This window comes from Larkinella knui (assembly GCF_003858645.1).
GTDB lineage: Bacteria > Bacteroidota > Bacteroidia > Cytophagales > Spirosomataceae > Larkinella > Larkinella knui.
In genome coordinates, this window is record NZ_RQJP01000001.1 from 159,494 (window position 1) to 177,182 (window position 17,689).

Genomic DNA, 17,689 nt, shown 5'->3' on the forward strand with positions numbered 1-17,689 from the left:
CAGGAATGAGTGCGGTGCGTTAATTGGTCGGGTTGGGAATGGTAATGTGGTTGCCGGTGCGTTTATAGGTCAGGGCCGAACCTTCCATCAGCGACTCCAGCAGTTCTTCGGCGTTGCGGGCGGTAAACGAGCCGGAAACCGTCCATTTGGCCAGTTTTGGATCGGTAATTTCTAGCACCAGGCCGTAGTTTTCCCTGAATAAATGGGCAATTTCCTCGAGCGTCGTTTCTTCGAAAACAAAGCGGTTTTCACGCCAGGCGGATGCGTTTTCGGGCTGGCTCAACTTGCGGAGCTGAACCTCGCCGTTCCTCCGGTTGAGGGTTACCAGATCGCCGGGTTTCATCATGAGTTGGCGGGGTGCCTGGCCTTCCTGGTAGCGGAGTTGTACTTTTCCTTTGTTGAGCACCACTTTGCCACCCCGTTCGCGGTTGTAAACCGTAAATTCGGTTCCCAGTACGACTACCTCAAAATTGCGGTTTGTTTTAACCACAAAACGCTGATCGTCAGTGGTATGCGTTACTGAAAAGGTGGCCTCGCCCGTCAGTGCCACATCCCGTGTCTGGTACCCAAAACCAAACCGGGGCACTTTTAGCGTCGAGTTGGCATTCAGCGTCACCTCACTGCCATCGGACAGGGTAAACCTTCGGGTTTCGCCGTAGGCCGTCGTGTACTTTTCGTTCATAACGTCATCGCGATACACCCAGCCACTCACGGCGATGAGCGCCACCGAAGCCGCTGCGACCCACCGAAACCAGGGCTGACGGAGTACGGGAACCGCCAAATCCAGCGGGCTTGTTTCGTCTGCTTCCGGTTTTTGGGCCATCCGCATCTGGTGGCGGCTGAGGGCCGTCTGAACATCGGCGACGTACTGCGGATTCTGACTTTCCCAGATTTCCAGCCATGTAAAAAACTGCTCCCGGTTGTCTTTCTCTCTGGCCCATTCGTCAATCAGCTGCTTCTGAAAAGCCGTTGTTCGACCCGCGAAGTAGTTGAATAACAGTTCTTTGGTTACTTGTGTTTTCATAATTCAGACCGGTTTCGGGGTGGCAAAACCGCCACGCCAAAAACACGTTTCAGGAAGTTGGTTGTGGTTTTATTGCGTATACGGGTAGAAGCTGATCAGTAAAATCAGCCATTTGTCTTTCAGGAATGCCCGAACGTGATGGATGGCCCGGTACATGTGAACTTCGACGGTTCGGAGCGAAAGATTGAGTTCTGCGGCAATTTCGGCGTATTTCCGGCCTTCAAACCGGTGCATGACGTACACCTGCCGCTGTTTCATGGGCATGGCGTCGATGGCTTTTTCGACGTCGTGATACAGCTCTTCAAACTGCGTCACCGAGTCGGGCTGCTGCTCGACAGGAAACGAAAGCCGTTCGGCCTGATCGAGTGAGGTGCTGCGTTTCATCTCCGCCCGAACGTAATCGAACGCCCGGTTTCGGACGGCGGTGAACAGGAAGGCGCGGTAGGAGGTGGTGATGGTCCGGTAAATCCGGCCAACGTGAAACTCGTAGAAGATGTCGGAAACAATGTCTTCGGCGATTTCCTTGGACGAAACAAACCGGACGACATGGCTGCACAACGGCTGGTAATAATGCTGAAATAAGAGCGCGATGCCCGCGTCCGGATTCTGTTCAAAAGCTTTATGAATCAGCAATTCGGCATCCAGCACGGCGGACGACCGCTGAAAATGGGCAGGTGGCGGGTCCCCGAGCGGACGCTCCCCGATCGGACGATCCCCGGGCGGATAGTCTCCGAAAGAGAATGGATTTCCCGCGTTGCCATTCGGGTCCGGCATGAAACGTCTAACCTCTCCCATGTTCGATAAATGATGAAAATACTTGTCAGAAAGGCAAAATCACTGATTCGATACAAGGAGACGGTTCAGTGCGGAAAAAACACTTACTGTAATTTTATATTTATTTGGCCGATTTAAAAAATACTTTTGAGATACGACCCGATTCATCCTATACTTGCCAATAATCTTTCAGGCTATTGCCTGATGATCTATTTTTTTCGATCCCGCATGCAAACGATCCCGCACTCACAAACCGGCCAGCAGCCGGACCTCGCAACGCCGATCCTGACCAATCGGTCCTTTCCGTTCAAAGTCGGTTTATTCGGTATTGGTCTGGACACCTACTGGGCGCAGTTCGACGGCCTGGAAAACCGCCTGAAAGGCTACCTGCAACGGGTTGAAAACCGGTTTAGCCGCCCGGGCGTCGAGGTGGTCAATCTGGGCCTGGTCGACTCGCCGGAGAAAGCCCTGGTAGCCGGTCACCAGTTTCGGCGGGCCGACATCGATCTGTTGTTCATTTACGTCACGACCTATGCGCTTTCGGCCACGGTTTTGCCGGTGGTGCAGCGGGCGAAAGTACCGGTGATCGTGCTGAACCTGGCCCCCGAACCGGCGATTAACTACGAGTGGTTCAATCAGTTAAATGACCGGACGAAGATGACCGGCGAATGGCTGGCCTATTGTTCGGCCTGCCCCGTTCCCGAAATTGCCAACGTGTTCCGGCGGGCTGGCATCCCGTTTCATCAGGTAACCGGGATGCTCGAAAACGACCCCGAAGGCTGGCAGGAAATCGACGAATGGCTTGAAGCCGGGCGGGTTGCCCACGTCATGGCGCACAATTGTCTGGGTTTAATGGGCAATTATTACAGCGGGATGCTCGATATTTATTCCGATCTGACGCTGCAAAATGCGACGTTCGGCGGCCATATGAAAATCGTGGAAGTCGATGAACTGTCGGCATTGCGGGAAGCGGTTTCGGCGGAACAGGTAAAAGAACGCACGGCGGTTTTTGCCGAAACGTTTGCCATTCAGCCGGACTGTTTGCCCGACGAACTGGACCGGGCCGCCCGCACCTCCGTGGCGCTGGATCTGCTGGTGGAAACGCACGGGCTGGGTTCGCTGGCTTATTACCACAAAGGATCGGGCAATCCGGCCAACGAAGACACTATGAGTTCGGTGATTCTGGGTAATTCGCTGCTCACGGCGCGCGGGATTCCGGTGGCGGGTGAATACGAGGTTAAGAATGCGCAGGCCATGAAAATCATGGACAGCTTCGGCGTGGGCGGCTCTTTTACCGAATATTACGCGATGGATTTTGCCGATGATGTGGTTTTGATGGGCCACGACGGTCCGGGCCACATCCGCATTGCCGAGGGCAAAACCAAAGTTCGCCCGCTCTACGTGTACCACGGCAAAGTGGGCCGGGGACTTTCGGTGGAGATGTCGGTGAAGAACGGGCCGGTAACGCTCCTGTCGGTGGTGGAAAACGGGCAGGGGAAAATCAGTCTGCTGGTAGCGGAAGGTGAATCCGTGCCGGGGCCGATTCTGCAAATTGGCAACACCAACAGCCGCTACCGGTTTTCGCCGGGTGCCCGGCAATTCGTACAGACCTGGAACAGCCACGGCCCGGCGCACCACTGCGCAGTGGGCGTTGGACACATCGCTTCCAAACTGGCGAAACTGGGGGCACTGCTGAATGTGGAAGTGATTCAGGTGTGCTAACCGGGTACGGGCCGCCGTCGCGCCTTTGCCAGTCCTGATTAGTAAGTAAAACCCGATTTTACATATTCTTTGTCTGATAACGTATCTTTGGATCGATTTTTGCCGCTATAAAAGCAAGGCTGTTTAGTAAAGCCGTCCTCTTTCTTCGTTGATTTTTCCCCTCTTCACCACATTGGTGTTCCGGCTCTATTTTAGTTAGTTTCTTTCATACGCTGTAAGCAAAAACAAAGTGAAAGTCTTTATCAGGTATATGGTAAGTGCTCGATGCAAAATGATTGTACAGACAATTTTTTTGAAAATTGGGGTGCCATTCAAAATCGTGAATTTGGGTGAAGTAGAAGTGTTTGGGGTAATTTCTGCCGAACAACGCGAAGAGTTGAGAACGGATTTATTGAAATTAGGGCTGGAGTTGATGGACGATAAAAAGCACGTATTGATTGAAAAGGTAAAAAATCTCATTGTTGAGATGGTGCATTACACCGACGAACTACCCCGGGTTAAGAATTCGGATTATATCAGTGCTAAACTACAGCATGACTACACCTACCTCGCCAATCTGTTCTCCCAAACGGAAGGAACGACCATTGAAAAATTCATCATTGCCCACAAGATTGAACGGGCGAAAGAATTGCTGCTCTACGATGAGCTTAACCTGACCCAGATATCCTACAAACTGCATTACAGCAGTGTCGCTCATCTATCCAGCCAATTCAAGAAGGTTACCGGGTTCACGCCCACGTATTACAAGCAGCTCAAGCAAAATGGGCGGAATACACTCGAAAATGTGTGAATAATGTAACCTTCTTGTGGAATTATGTAACATATAGGGGTTCTTAAAGAGCCAATTTAGCAAAATAAAACAAAGTTTGCCTGATCACTCGATGACTATGAAACGAAAACTACTTTTCAGCCTGGCCTGCAGTATACTGGTTGCACTGCCGTCTATCGGGTTTGGACAAACCGCACCCCCGCTTGGAACAACAGCCGGGTTTGCATTATTTACGGCCAACGGCGCACTTACCAATAATGGAGCCTCCACCATCACGGGGGACGTTGGTACCAAAACAGGGGCCACCTCCGGGTTTGGAGACGCTAACCTAACTGGAAATGCGTATGCTGAAAACAGCTCGACATCCAATCAGGCAGCTCTTGACGTACAGACTGCCTACAACTCCCTGAATTCGCAGACCTGTGGTACGATCATCAATGCCGAATTAGGAGGTCAGACGCTGGCTCCGGGCGTTTCGTGCCAGAACACCTCAGATCCTACCACCCTGAATGGAACGCTGACCTTAAGCGGAACCGGCATATTTATCATCAAATTGAGCAGCGCCTTAACAACCGCCACTAATTCGAACATTGTTCTGACGAACGGAGCCACGATTGAAAATGTTTTTTTTCAGGTACAAGGCGCGGTCACGACCGGAACAGGTTCCACGTTTAGGGGAACGATCTTGGCTACGGGCGCTATCACCCTAAATACCACATCGCTCGAGGGCAGAGCCCTGTCAACGGGAGGAGCCATTACCATCAACGCCAGCACGGTTGTCATTCCAACGGCCGCCCCGTTACCGGTAACGCTGGTCAGTTTTACGGCCAAAGCCCAGGCCAATCATACGGTCGAACTGGCCCTGACAACTTCCCTCGAAACCAATAACAAAGGCTTTTTGATCGAGCGAAGCAAGGATCTGCAGCGGTTCGATAAAGTGGGTGAAGTGGGCGAAGTGGCCACGAACAGCAATACCCTCAAAACGTACCGTCTCACGGATCAATCGCCCTATTCCGGTACGAGCTATTACCGCCTGACGCAGATGGATATAAACGGAAAATCGACCGTTTACCGGCCCATTTCGGTGGTGTTGCGCGATGATGCCTACGGTGTATATCCGAATCCGGTTGGCAGAGGAGAACGGTTTGTGCTGCGGCTGGATGAGCCGGAAACCGCCATTCTGGGATTCTACAGTGCCGATGGTCGCTTGCTGACTCTTCAGAAAACGGGCGTTCAGGCCGGGAATCTGCTGCTCAAATCGACCGGTAATCTGGCCTCGGGGGTCTACGTCCTCAAAGTGTCGGAACGGGGTCAGGTGCGTCAGCACCGCTTGATTGTCGAGTAGCCAGGCGGCCCTTTGGGGTGGTTTTCCAAAACATACTCTGTTCAGTTTTTACTTTCCCCAACCCATTTCGAATCGATTTAACGGTGATTCCGGTTCACCCTGGCCTGGCTTTGCCTGGCCCTGGCGAACTTCATACCCTGTTTTAATGCGTATCACGAATGATCGAGAACTATCTGCGGACTTATACCAACCGATTTCTGTCCAGCTACCTTATTCTGCTGACCGACACGGTCATTGCCCTGGTTGCCTTTATCATCGCCTTTGGACTGCGTTTCAATTTTGATGTTAGCGCCATAAACGGGGAGAAACTGCTGGCCGGTTTGTTGATCACAACCGTCAGTCGCCTGATCTGCTTTGTACGGGTTGGTTCCTACCGGGGCATCATCCGGCATACCAGCCTGGAAGACCTCCGTTTGCTGGGATTAGCCGTCACGCTGAGTACCGCCCTAACCGCTTTGATATCCGGTTTGCTCGCTTTACTGAGTGGTCAATGGCAATTCTACGTACCCGTGTCCATTCTGTTGATCGACTACTTTTGTTGTCTGGTTATTCTGGCAGCCAGTCGGTTTGGGGCTAAAACGCTGTACTGGCATGTACGGCTGGTTGGCGCAGGAGGACGTCAGCCCGTCCTGATTTATGGCGCGGGGAAAACCGGCTTACTCACCCGCAAGGCCCTGGAACAAGATTCGGATCAATGGTATCAGATGCTGGCTTTCATCGATGATGATCCGGCCAAACGGCATAAAGTCATCGAAGGGGTAGAGGTTCTGTCCCGGCAGCAGGCCTACCAGCGGTTTATCCAGGGCCAGACCAAACTACCCCAGGTCATTCTGGCGATGGAATCCATTAGTCCCCACCAGCGGACCCAGATTACCGACTTCTTTCTGTCGTATCAGATTTCCGTTCGAACCGTTCCCGGGGCCCGCCAGTGGATGAACGGCCGGTTTGATGCTGTGCAAATCCGGGATATCCGAATTGAAGATTTACTGGAAAGGGCACCGATTCACCTGGGTAACTCACGGGTAAGTGCGCAACTCGACGAGCAGGTGGTGATGGTAACGGGAGCTGCCGGTTCCATTGGCAGTGAACTGGTTCGTCAGCTGCTGAGCCATCGTCCACACACGATTGTGCTGGTCGATCAGGCCGAATCGGCTTTGTTTGACCTCGAATTCCAACTTCGTCAGCAGTTTAAAACCGCCCTGGATCAGATCCGCCTGGTTATCAAAATTGCTGATGTCTCCAATCAGGTGCGGATGCAGCATGTGTTTCGGGATACGAGGCCAACCCTGGTTTTTCATGCCGCAGCGTATAAACACGTGCCACTGATGGAAGAACATCCTTTCGAGGCTGTGCGGGTGAATGTGCTGGGCACGCAGGTCATGGCCGATCTGGCGCTGGAATATGACGTGCAACGCTTTGTGATGATCTCGACTGACAAAGCCGTCAATCCGACTAATGTCATGGGGGCGACCAAACGGCTGGCCGAACTGTATGTTCAGAGCCTGAATCATTCCGACCCGCTCTTGCGCCGAACCCGGTTTATGATCACCCGGTTTGGGAATGTCCTGGGTTCCAACGGTTCGGTCGTGACGGTATTCCGGCAACAGATTCAGGCGGGCGGGCCGGTAACGGTAACCCATCCGGATATCCAACGGTATTTTATGACCATTCCCGAATCCTGTCAGCTGGTACTGGAAGCGGGCGCGATGGGGCACGGTGGCGAAGTGTTTGTGTTCGATATGGGCGAACCGGTGCGAATTGTGGATCTGGCCCGGAAGATGATCCGGTTGTCGAGGGAACAGGCCGGGCAGGAAATTAAAATCGTTTTCACCGGATTGCGGCCCGGCGAGAAGCTGTCGGAAGAACTGCTGCACGCACACGAGCGGACGTTGCCCACGCATCATCCTAAAATCGTGATTGCCCGGGTGGCCGCTCCGCATCTCGAAGAAATCCGGTTTTGTCTGGAACAACTTCGGTATCAGTTGGCCGAAGGCAACGACCGGGCGTTGGTCAGCAGTATCAAACGGATCATTCCCGAATTCATCAGCAACAACTCGGTATTCAGCACGCTGGACTATTAAGTAAAAATTCATTCACTGCTTTTTGCGGGGTAAACATTCGAAATCATGAGCAAAATTTTAGTAGTCGATGGCCATTCTATTGTGCGCTCAGGCATCCGCCTGTTGTTGAAAGACTACTATGGCGGCATTCAGATCGACGAAGCCCAGAACGGCAGTACGGCTTTCCGAAAGAGCATGGATACCGATTATGATCTGGTGATTATGGAAATCAATCTGCCCAATACGGATACGTTTAGTTTACTGGAAAATCTGCGCAGAATGGCACCTGCTCTGCCCATTCTTATCTTTTCGACGGTCGTACAATATGCTTTCGTTAAACGCTACCTGCAAATGGGAGTGAAAGGCTACCTGAGCAAACAGGCCGAAGACCGGGAAATTCTGCTGGCGGTCCAAACCATACTGACGGGCAAAAAATACATCGATCAATCCTTTATCGATCAGGCGTTGGAAGACCGGCACGTTGCGGATGAACTGGACCCTTTCAAGCTGTTGTCGAACCGGGAATTTGAAATTGCTCAATATCTGTTTAAAGGAACATCGGTTTCCACCATTGCAGACTGTTTAAATATTCATACCTCCACGGTGGGTACCCACAAAGCCCGTATTTACGACAAACTCCGGGTCGATAATGTGATCATGCTCAAGGATCTGGCCGAGCTCTACCGGCTGATCTAAAATCAAATTCGTGCTTTTTTAAAACCGGCGTTCTTCCGTACCGCCGGTTTTTTAGTGCCGTTACCATGCCATTACCCCATCTGGTCAGGCTGGGTTTACAGCATCCGTTCAAATCTTGATGTATATTTGTAAACCACCTATGGATCCAACCACGCATGCTGCCACCTAATTTGTCTTTGAAAGGCCCCATTATTTCCATTGAGGATGACGAAGACGACCAGTTCCTACTTGCGCAAGTTATTAAGCAGTTGGGAGTTACCAACGAAATACGATTTTTTTCCAACGGGCAGCTGGCATTGCATTATCTGGAAGACACGAAGGAACAGCCCTTTTTGATTCTTTGCGACATTAATATGCCCATTATGAACGGGCTGGAATTACGCAGACGGATCAACCGGAGCGAGTATTTACGCCAGAAATCCATTCCGTTTGTGCATTTAACCACTGCCGCCAGCCCTGAAATCATTCGGGAGGCTTACGAAGAATCCGTTCAGGGATTTTTCCAGAAAGCCTCTGATTATGCCGGTTTCCAGCAGCAGATCAAACACCTGATTGAATACTGGCAAAATTGCCTGCATCCGAACAGCCAGTTTTGACCCTTTTCAACGCCGGTTCGGGCCGATGAAAGTGCCAGCTTCCGAAAAATCAGTTGGCGTGGTGGCGAAATCAGCGTCTGGGCCAATTCCTGCGCCATACAATTTCGGGTTTGAATCACCGTTTATTAAACGTCCGAAATGCGAAATCGCACCCCGGTGGAGCGGTTTCGGTTCAAACTACGACGTTACACTTCAAACTATCATGATTGGAACTACCGTTCTGAACCAGACGATCAAACCGTGCCGGCCATTTATGCTCCGGAGCCTCTCCCTTATCAGCGTTCTTTTTATCTTTTGCGCGGTTTTGGGCTGTACCATGAATGACGCTGCTCCGAAAGACGTTCCTTCAGACTTCATTGTGGGCTGGGGAGACAGCATGACCGAGGGGAGCCCCGGTAACTCGTATCTGATCGAGCTTCAAAAGCTAACGGGTTATCAGGTGGTAAATCAGGGAAAGTCGGGCGAAACCAGTACCAAAATTGCCCAGCGAATGCTGGCGGATAAAGAAAAACATGCCTACAATACCATTATCTGGGTGGGTCGTAATAATTACCTGGAACCGGATAATGTAAAAGCCGACATTGCTGCCATGGTCAAGGCGCTGGGACATAAGCGGTATTTGGTATTGGGCATTCTCAACGGGAGTTTTGGGACCAACGAAGATGTGTTCGGTGCCGGCCATGAGGCCATCATGAAGCTGAATGGGGAACTGAGTACGCTGTATGGAGATCATTATATCAACATTCACGCCTATCTGCTGTCCCAATATGACCCTTCCAGTTACCTTGACATTATCGACCATACCGACGACATCGTGCCGCGTTCGCTGCGATCGGATCAGCTGCACCTCAATCAAAAAGGCAATCTGAAGGTTGCCGAACGGATCAAACAAAGCCTGGGTATACTGACCACGCCTTGATTTCGTACAAATTATTTTTTTTATCTTTTACGGCACGTACCTAAAAAAAATACAAAAACGGGAACAATCACTGGGGGTTGAGCGTCTTTAGAACAGAACCTCTTCCGCCGTTATGACGCGCCGACAGTATTTTAGTGTGATCCTGATTTTAGGTACGCTCACGACCATCAGTCCTTTTTCGATCGACATGTATTTGCCGGGTTTTCCGGCTATTGCCAAAAGTCTGCACACCACCATCGACCAGGTTCAGCTTTCCCTGACGGCCTATCTGATCGGTATTTCGTTTGGCCAGCTGATCTATGGGCCGCTGCTCGACCGGTATGGCCGGAAGCTGCCGCTTTACGCGGGCCTGGTGCTGTATTTGCTGGCTTCCATCGGCTGTGCAACCACTACGTCGATTGAAACGCTGATTCTGATGCGGCTTTTGCAGGCGCTTGGTGGCTGTGTGGGGTTGGTAGCGGCCCAGGCTTTAGTGCGCGATCTGTTTCCGGTATCGCAGATTGCTCAGGTTTTCTCCCTGCTGACCCTGGTGGTCGCCGTTTCGCCCATGATTGCCCCAACGGTGGGCGGTTACGCAACGGTTGCCCTGGGCTGGCATTCCATTTTCCTGATTCTGGCGGCCATCACGGCACTCATTCTGATTGCGATTTATTTTGTATTACCGGACGGCAAAAAGCCCGATCCTTCCCTGTCGCTGCGTCCCCGGGCGGTTATGGGCAGTTTTCTGACGGTCTTGAAACAACCCCAATTTCTGACGTATACGCTCGTCGGCGGTATTGCTACGTCGGCCCCCTTCGCCTACATTTCGGGCTCCCCCGACGTCTTTATGACTTTATATCGCGTTACAGAACAGCAATACGGCTGGGTTTTTGCTTTTCTGGCCATTGCCTTGATTGCGCCCACGCAGCTGAATCATAGTTTGTTAAAGCGGTTTCGAAGCGAACAGATTATTCAGGCTACGCTGATCTACCAGTCGGTTGTGGGTCTGTTGATGGTTTGGGGCACCTGGGCGGGCTGGTTTGGGGTCTACGGGCTGATTGCCATGCTGTTTCTGTTTCTGAGTGGTCAGGGGTTAACCGGCCCTAATGCGTCGGCTCTTTCGCTGGCTCCTTTCACGCGTCACGCCGGGAGTGCTGCGGCTTTAATGGGAAGTTTTCGAATGGGTTTCGGAGCGGTGGTTTCCGCATCCGTCAGCCTGTTTCATAACCACACCGCCCTGCCGATGGTGGGGATGATGATGGTTTGCGTGGTCAGTGGGCTGGCTATTTTTCTGCTGGGACAGCGGGTTATTCACTACCGCAATAAGAAGGCTGGCAGGCAGGAATCGCTTTCGGAAGTGGCGTTGTAAGCAGAGCGTCTCCACCAGTTTAAAAGCCGTAACGGAATCCCGCTACGGCTTTTTCAGGTTCTACCGGAATCGGTTCCTGGTTACTTGCTGGCTTCGGCCACCGCCTGATGCTGCGGAATGGCATTCAGATCCATATAGGCTACTTCCCAAAGATGGCCGTCAAGGTCCTCAAAACCGTGGCCATACATAAAACCCTGATCCTGTTTTTCATTGGGCACTTTGCCACCTGCCGCTAGGGCCTTGCTAACCAGCGAATCAACTTCTTCGCGGCTTTCGGCGGAAAGGCAAATGATCGATTCGGTGGTTTGGGTAGCGTCGGCAATTTCCTTTTTGGTAAACGATTTGAAAAATGGCTCAACCAGCAGCATAACAAAAATGTCTTCGCTGATAATCATGCAGGTAGCGTTCTCATTCGTAAACTGCGGGTTGAAACTATAACCGAGTTTGGTAAAGAAGTCGACGGATTTGTTGAGGTCTTTAACGGGCAGGTTAACAAAAATTTTGGTTGCCATTGTAGTTGAAGTTTAAAGTTTACCTGACAAAGGTACCTCCGGTATACGAATCCAGGCGTGTGTAAATGCGCCTACATGCGGGTCGATTGCGACTTTGTCAGAGCCTCTTTTTAACCCCTGAAAATGAGTCCAGTCCGGCCCCAAAAGCCGGGTTCTTTGCTCTTTTTCGAGTTCAGAGTTTCCTGGGGTGTTACCGGTTTTTAAACTATCGGCACTTAAGTGTGTCTATAGTTCATTCAACATTAACACTGGAAGCCATGAAAACGACACATAACAGTTTTATCCTGACCATTCTGGTTGTTCTGCTGACGGGTCATTCGATGTCGGCTCAAATTCTGAAAAGCTGGAGTACGCAGGCAAAAGGTGCGGCCATTGGAGCCGGTACCGGAGCAGCCGCCGGCGCCATCATCAATAAACGAAACCGCGTCGTTGGCGGGGTAATCGGCGGAGTCGTAGGCGGGGCCGCCGGGTATGCTGTTGGCAAGCACATTGACAACAAACGGAAAAAAGCCGCCTGGGAAGAAGCCGGTCGACGGGCCGCCGAACGACCGCTCGCTGCGAACTCGGGTGCGGCTCCCTCGATCACGAAACGTACCGCCGTGGTTACGCGCCCCCCGGTTCCGGCCCCCAAACCGGTCGTTAGCGCAGTTCAGCCGGTTCAGGTTCCGGAAGCCGAGAATAATCCGGCTCTCTACATCCTGAATCAGGGTTACCTGCCCAATCCTTTCTACGGGAACCAGTCGGTACCGTACGGTATGACAGACTACCGTCAGAAAAGTTGGTAACCGCTCAGGTGTTTATGTATCACCCTTAAAATCACAATCGCCATGAAATCAGTCATTTCTCTGTTGTTGCTTGCTACGCTCAGTACGGCGTGTTCAACAACCACTCAACCCGTTACTGTTCAGGAACTAAACCGGCAGTTTATCAGCGCCTGGAATTCAAAGGAAGCCGATAAAATCATTGCTTTCCTGGCCGACGATGTGCAGTTTGTACAAGGCAGCAGCCACTGGCAGGGCAAGAGCGAAGTCGCCAGTAAATGGGTGCGGGCCACATTGCCAACCCTGGACGATTTAAAAACCTTCACGGTTAGTTCGGGAACCGATCAGCAAACCGCCTACGAAGCCGGTACATTTTCGGTGGATGTGTTGCCCGCAACCCCGGCAGAACCGCACGGAACGGGAGAGGGGAATTTTATGCTGCTCTGGAAAAAAGGGGCGGATAATGCCTGGAAGCTCAGTTATGCTCAATTGGAAGACTTGCCAGTCCGGGTGAAGCAGTAACGGATTCACTTGTAAAATATAGTACTTTTCAACGCCTGTCACGACAACCCGGATCCTGTCGTGGCAGGCGTTGCGTGTTTATCCCCAATATCAACCACCCAACCCGGTATTTTTGCCGCCAAAGTACTATGCATAGCAAGGTACCTTATGGATTTACTACCTTTGATTCATCAAACCGGCTGGAAACCAGCGGTACCAGTAAAAACGCTAACATCCATAAACAACAACTACGATGAAAACCTTATTTGCTTCCGCTCTGCTTGCTCTGACTCTGGGTACGGCTTCCCTCGCCTGGGCCGACGACAACAAAGAAAACGCGGAAGCGAAGTCCACTTTTCAATCGGCGGTATATCCGGTGATCAACAGCATGAAGGTAAGCGTGAATGTCAGCAAAGCGAAAGACAGCAAAGTCAATGTCCGGTTGGTAAACGAAGCGGGCCAGACGCTTACGGTGCTTAAGTTGGGGAAAGACAATGAGTCGTCGACCATCCGGTTTGATATGAACAACCTCGAAGACGGTATTTACAAAGTTGAAGTATCGGACGGTTCCAGAACCGAAGTTAAAACGGTAAAAGTACAAACCAGCACGCCCGTTTTGGAACCACGCCGTGAAGTCAGTTTGAACTGAGGGAGGTCAATTCTTTACGATTTGATAACCCGGGAACAGCGGAATTCGGCGTAAATTTGTATTTCTTTCGTATTCTCATGTTCATTGGGTATTTCAGACAGTCTGAGGATTTCCGACAGATTCTGTTTCCGCAATTTAGAAGACTAGCAACCCATCCCGACGCCTTGCCGGGATGGGTTTTTTAGTAGTGGGCCGGAGTTTCGTCAGTGCAGGCGGTTTTCTAAACGGCAGTGAACCACTTAGTTTCCGGCAACCCGGTAGTGCAAATGCCGGACTTCCGACTGAAAAACCGCAAGGTGCTGCGAAAGTGCCGGTGTTGGAGATTTTCGGAGGAGTAGCTGCCTGAATTCCAGGCATTGATCCAGCAGGGCGGTGCGCGTATCGGTCGGATTTGCTTCGGTGAACGATGGGTCGGATAACGATAACAGCGAAACCGCCTGAGTCTGTTGCCGGACTTGCTCAGTCAGGTTCAGCAGCACGGTTTCCGATTCCTGAGCCGTGAGGGCCTGCCGCAAAAGATTTACCGACGAGTCGAGTGACGCAATGGATTGGAGATGAAGTTGCCGGAATTCGCGGTCGATTCGATGGGTGGGCCGGCTGATTGGCGGTGGTGTTGCCAGACGGGAAAACCGCCAGGCCCCCCAGCCAGCCAGCATCATGAGCAATCCCAACCAGAATGCCTGATTGAGTCGGCGGAGGAACAGGTCACGTAAAGATTGAGTCACGCAGCAGGGTTCGAATGGTTGCGTAAAGGTCTGCTTGGGAAATGACCTCAGCGTGAACGCAATGTGAACGGTTTGCGAAGTTTTTAGCCAAAAAGACCGCCCGAAAGACGAATCTTCCGGGCGGTCTTTTTACGCAGTGGGTTGGTGCATCAGACGGCCTCAGGCTTCTGTGCTTTCTTGACCTTGTGCTTTTTCTTTTCTTCCTTTTTAGTGACTTTGATCAGTTTGGCCGCCAGCTTTTTCGCCGATTGCTGGATGATCTTTTTTACTTTTTTCGACTGCTCACCAATTTCAGCCAATTTCGATTCGACAGAACTTGATATTTCGGTAGCCAGTACCTTTTTTTTGGCTTTCATATAAGGTGGTTGTTTGACGCTAAATCGTGTACACGAAAAAATCTACAAACAAATACAAAAAAATAGCGGTAAACAAAAGCGGTATGTTAAGTTTCTGTTAAGGTTTTGGGCTTTTGCAGAAAAGAAATGACCCCAAAAATGCGTTTTCGATCCTGCATCAATCCCCTCTTTTCGTAGCCGATTTAGCGAAGGTTCGCAGCCGTAGTCAGGGCTCCGGACCGTCGGCCGGGCTTTTCTTTCGAGTCAACCGCCCGGTTTATGGCTGCCAGAAATAAGTAATAACCCTGACCATACCAGGCCCGGAATCGCTCGCTGACCGCCGGATCATAGCGGGGTATGAAATCAAGCAAACGGCTTAAATCGAAGGTATCGGACGGCACGCCCACCCCGGCCCGCTGTCCATCGAGCGCATTGCAAGCCTGTTCAAAATGGTTCGGTTGTGGAATCATAAGCACCGGTTTACCCAAATAAAAAGCTTCGCAAACGGATTCAAAACCGGCAGTGGTCACCACGGCCCGGCAGCTCTGCATGGCATCCAGGAAACGCTGGCCATTAATGGCGTGGTAGGTCAGCGTGGCATCGATCCGTTCTTCCGCAGCCTGGGTTCCCGAATGGAAACAACGCATGGGAAGATCCGGATGGCGTTGATGCGCCTTCACGAGTTGGGCCACCAGACCCGGATGCGTAGTGTAAGCCAGGAAAAAATCGCCGGTGGTCGGGTTTCGTTCGATCGCTTCCCGACGCAGGAGCGGTGGTACCACCCGCAACCGGCGTTTTGAAACATCCGGCTGCTGATCGAAAGACAACGCCAGCAATTCGCGGGCCCCCCAGGCGGTGAGAAGCGACGTTAATTTGAAAAGCGCCCGGTCGATGGGTTGGCCCGCCGGGAATTGAAACCGGGGATGAAACGCCAGGTACTGGTGGGCAATGCAGATCATAGGTACTCGCGGGCGGTAGAATCCGTAGGTCAACCCGCCCAGTAATTCATAAAAATTGACGACAAGGTCGGGCTTGAGCGATTCGATGGCGTCCCGAATCTGACGCATACTTTGGTGGTAGAGCCGGAAATGCCGGAGGGCATTCAAAGCGGTTCTGGAAGGTTGAAGCGCGTTGGTTTGCGTATGATAAACCAGACCCGGGCTCGGCAGGGGCGTGATCGGTGCCGGAAACTGTTCGCTGAAAAAGGCGGGTGCGGGGCGGTTTTGGGTGACACCCACCAAGGCCCCAACCACCTCATGGCCAGCGGTTTCGACCAACTGCGCGAACGAAAGCGCCTGCGTCAGGTGGCCACGCCCTTCTCCCTGTACCAGAAACAAAATACGCATGAACGGATGGGTTTACGGTTTCGGGAGTGAAATTAGATTCCAGAGGTTACATGAATTTTACGGCCAGATTATCAATCGTCGGTCCTGGAACGGCTTTCTGGCTTTTTCTTAATACTTTCTTAACAGACCATACCGTCTGATGCCGACTCAAACCCGCTACCTTTCCGCATTCAATCGTCTTCGTGTGCATCAGTTGCCAACGTCATCAACTTCATTTTCTCGCCAGGATTTCGGCGCCAACTTCGTTTGGGGAGCGGCTACGGCAGCCTATCAGATCGAAGGGGCCCACCAGACCGACGGACGCGGGCCCTCGATCTGGGATACGTTCACGCACGACCAGCGCTGGGGGCGGTTTCGGGATCATGGCGATGTCGCCTGCGAGTTTTACCACCGGTACGAAACCGATCTGGCCTTGCTAAAGAGCCTGGGGTTTACGGCTTTTCGCTTTTCCCTTTCATGGTCGCGCATTATGCCCGACGGAACGGGACGAATCAATGAGCGGGGGCTCGATTTTTATAACCGGTTGATCGACAGTTGCCTGGCGATGGGCATCGAGCCCTGGGTAACGCTTTACCACTGGGATTTGCCCCAGGCGCTCGAAGCGAAAGGGGGCTGGACCAACCGGGCGGTTATTCGCTGGTTTTCCGACTACGTCGAGTGCTGCACCAAAGCGTTTGGGCATAAAGTAAAGAACTGGATGGTGCTCAACGAACCGCTGGTGTTTACGGCGGGCGGTTATTTTGCCGGTATTCACGCGCCGGGTCGGCGGGGGTTGTGGAATTTTCTGCCAGCTGTTCACCACGCCGTTATTTGCCAGGGAGAAGGGGGGCGGATCATCCGCCGGAACGTCCCCAATGCCCGGATCGGCACCACGCTTTTCTGTGCGCCGGTCGAGCCGCATACCCACCATTCGCGGGATCTCCGGGCGGCTGCCCGAATCGATGCCCTGGGAAACCGGCTTTTTATCGAACCCAGTCTGGGCCTGGGCTATCCGGTGCAGGATGCGCCCTTGCTGAAACAAATCCTGACGAAATACGCGAATCTGGGTGATTTGCAGCGGGCCGCTTTTGATTTCGATTTCATCGGTTTGCAAAATTACTTCCGGCTGGTGGTTCGCCACGACTGGTTTACGCCGTATTTCTGGGCCCGGGAAGTGAAACCCGGACGGCGAAACGTGGTCGAAACAACGGCGATGGACTGGGAAGTATATCCGGAAGGAATTTACCGCGTGATTCGCCAGTTTTCGGCTTACGAAAAGGTAAAGGAAATTATCATTACCGAGAATGGAGCGGCTTTTCCGGACCGGTTGCAGGACGGTCAGGTGAATGATCCGCAGCGGGTGGCATTTTACCAGGCTTATCTCCGGCAGGTGTTGCGGGCCAAGCAGGAGGGTTTCCGGGTGGGCGGTTATTTTGCCTGGTCGCTGATGGATAACTTCGAGTGGTCGGAAGGCTACCGGCCCCGCTTCGGGCTGGTTTATATCGACTACGCCACCCAGCAGCGTATCGTCAAAGAATCGGGAAACTGGTTCCGTACGTTTTTAACCACCTGATGTATTCCTGATCTATTCGAAGTAAGCAATTGACTTACTGAAATTTAACCTCCGG

General features: G+C 52.1%; 18 protein-coding genes. 12 read left to right on the top strand and 6 right to left on the bottom strand.

The genetic code is table 11. The features are described 5' to 3' along the window. Nucleotides 1–19: 19 nt before the first annotated feature. Together EHT87_RS00610 and EHT87_RS00615 are read right to left on the bottom strand one after the other, a co-directional pair. Nucleotides 20–1,024: a FecR family protein gene (locus tag EHT87_RS00610; protein ID WP_124902826.1), complete on the bottom strand. Its 1,005-nt coding sequence runs from the start codon at nt 1,022–1,024 to the stop codon at nt 20–22. A gap of 69 nt (nt 1,025–1,093) precedes the next feature. Further along, entirely contained in the window at nt 1,094–1,819 is a 726-nt protein-coding gene (locus EHT87_RS00615; RefSeq protein ID WP_229320768.1) for an RNA polymerase sigma-70 factor, read from the bottom strand. Nucleotides 1,820–2,026: 207 nt separating this feature from the next. Between EHT87_RS00615 and EHT87_RS00620 the strand changes: the two genes are divergently transcribed. The 8 genes from EHT87_RS00620 (at nt 2,027) to EHT87_RS00655 (ending at nt 11,253) form a co-directional block, all read left to right on the top strand. Next, on the top strand, nt 2,027–3,520 hold the full coding sequence (locus EHT87_RS00620; protein WP_124902828.1) for an arabinose isomerase: 1,494 nt from the start codon (nt 2,027–2,029) through the stop codon (nt 3,518–3,520). 271 nt (nt 3,521–3,791) lie between these two features. Further along, nucleotides 3,792–4,310 (top strand): helix-turn-helix domain-containing protein, encoded by a 519-nt coding sequence (locus EHT87_RS00625; RefSeq protein WP_229320770.1) that lies wholly within the window; start codon nt 3,792–3,794, stop codon nt 4,308–4,310. Nucleotides 4,311–4,407: 97 nt separating this feature from the next. Then, nucleotides 4,408–5,634 (top strand): ice-binding family protein, encoded by a 1,227-nt coding sequence (locus EHT87_RS00630; protein WP_124902832.1) that lies wholly within the window; start codon nt 4,408–4,410, stop codon nt 5,632–5,634. Between the two features lie 158 nt (nt 5,635–5,792). Next, entirely contained in the window at nt 5,793–7,715 is a 1,923-nt protein-coding gene (locus tag EHT87_RS00635; protein ID WP_124902834.1) for a polysaccharide biosynthesis protein, read from the top strand. A gap of 45 nt (nt 7,716–7,760) precedes the next feature. Then, nucleotides 7,761–8,390, top strand: coding sequence for a response regulator (locus EHT87_RS00640; protein WP_124902836.1), 630 nt, complete (start codon nt 7,761–7,763; stop codon nt 8,388–8,390). A 155-nt stretch (nt 8,391–8,545) separates the two neighbouring features. Next, a complete protein-coding gene (locus tag EHT87_RS00645; RefSeq protein WP_229320772.1) occupies nt 8,546–8,986 on the top strand; it encodes a response regulator in 441 nt (146 codons plus the stop codon). Between the two features lie 202 nt (nt 8,987–9,188). Next, nucleotides 9,189–9,905, top strand: coding sequence for an SGNH/GDSL hydrolase family protein (locus EHT87_RS00650; RefSeq protein WP_124902838.1), 717 nt, complete (start codon nt 9,189–9,191; stop codon nt 9,903–9,905). Nucleotides 9,906–10,017: 112 nt separating this feature from the next. Then, on the top strand, nt 10,018–11,253 hold the full coding sequence (locus EHT87_RS00655; protein ID WP_124902840.1) for a multidrug effflux MFS transporter: 1,236 nt from the start codon (nt 10,018–10,020) through the stop codon (nt 11,251–11,253). An 80-nt stretch (nt 11,254–11,333) separates the two neighbouring features. Here the strand turns inward: EHT87_RS00655 and EHT87_RS00660 are convergent, their stop codons facing one another. Further along, complete coding sequence (locus tag EHT87_RS00660) at nt 11,334–11,765, bottom strand: VOC family protein (protein ID WP_124902842.1); 432 nt, start codon at nt 11,763–11,765, stop codon at nt 11,334–11,336. A gap of 257 nt (nt 11,766–12,022) precedes the next feature. On the opposite strand from EHT87_RS00660, the gene EHT87_RS00665 reads away from it, so the two are divergent. From EHT87_RS00665 to EHT87_RS00675, 3 genes are all read left to right on the top strand, one after another. Further along, nucleotides 12,023–12,550: a YMGG-like glycine zipper-containing protein gene (locus EHT87_RS00665; RefSeq protein ID WP_124902844.1), complete on the top strand. Its 528-nt coding sequence runs from the start codon at nt 12,023–12,025 to the stop codon at nt 12,548–12,550. A gap of 42 nt (nt 12,551–12,592) precedes the next feature. Continuing rightward, a complete protein-coding gene (locus tag EHT87_RS00670; RefSeq protein WP_124902846.1) occupies nt 12,593–13,048 on the top strand; it encodes a YybH family protein in 456 nt (151 codons plus the stop codon). A gap of 232 nt (nt 13,049–13,280) precedes the next feature. Next, nucleotides 13,281–13,676 (top strand): T9SS type A sorting domain-containing protein, encoded by a 396-nt coding sequence (locus EHT87_RS00675; RefSeq protein ID WP_124902848.1) that lies wholly within the window; start codon nt 13,281–13,283, stop codon nt 13,674–13,676. A 239-nt stretch (nt 13,677–13,915) separates the two neighbouring features. Here EHT87_RS00675 and EHT87_RS00680 read toward each other — a convergent pair whose 3' ends face one another. The 3 genes from EHT87_RS00680 to EHT87_RS00690 all read right to left on the bottom strand — a co-directional run bounded on the left by EHT87_RS00680 (nt 13,916) and on the right by EHT87_RS00690 (nt 16,082). Then, the gene (locus EHT87_RS00680) at nt 13,916–14,401 is read right to left on the bottom strand and encodes a hypothetical protein (RefSeq protein ID WP_124902850.1); all 486 of its coding nucleotides are present in this window, start codon (nt 14,399–14,401) and stop codon (nt 13,916–13,918) included. Nucleotides 14,402–14,550: 149 nt separating this feature from the next. Continuing rightward, nucleotides 14,551–14,757, bottom strand: coding sequence for a hypothetical protein (locus tag EHT87_RS00685; RefSeq protein WP_124902852.1), 207 nt, complete (start codon nt 14,755–14,757; stop codon nt 14,551–14,553). A gap of 182 nt (nt 14,758–14,939) precedes the next feature. Then, nucleotides 14,940–16,082, bottom strand: a complete 1,143-nt coding sequence (locus EHT87_RS00690) for a glycosyltransferase family protein (protein ID WP_124902854.1) — start codon at nt 16,080–16,082, stop codon at nt 14,940–14,942. A gap of 139 nt (nt 16,083–16,221) precedes the next feature. On the opposite strand from EHT87_RS00690, the gene EHT87_RS00695 reads away from it, so the two are divergent. Continuing rightward, the gene (locus EHT87_RS00695; protein ID WP_124902856.1) at nt 16,222–17,634 is read left to right on the top strand and encodes a GH1 family beta-glucosidase; all 1,413 of its coding nucleotides are present in this window, start codon (nt 16,222–16,224) and stop codon (nt 17,632–17,634) included. The last annotated feature ends 55 nt before the right edge of the window (nt 17,635–17,689 follow it).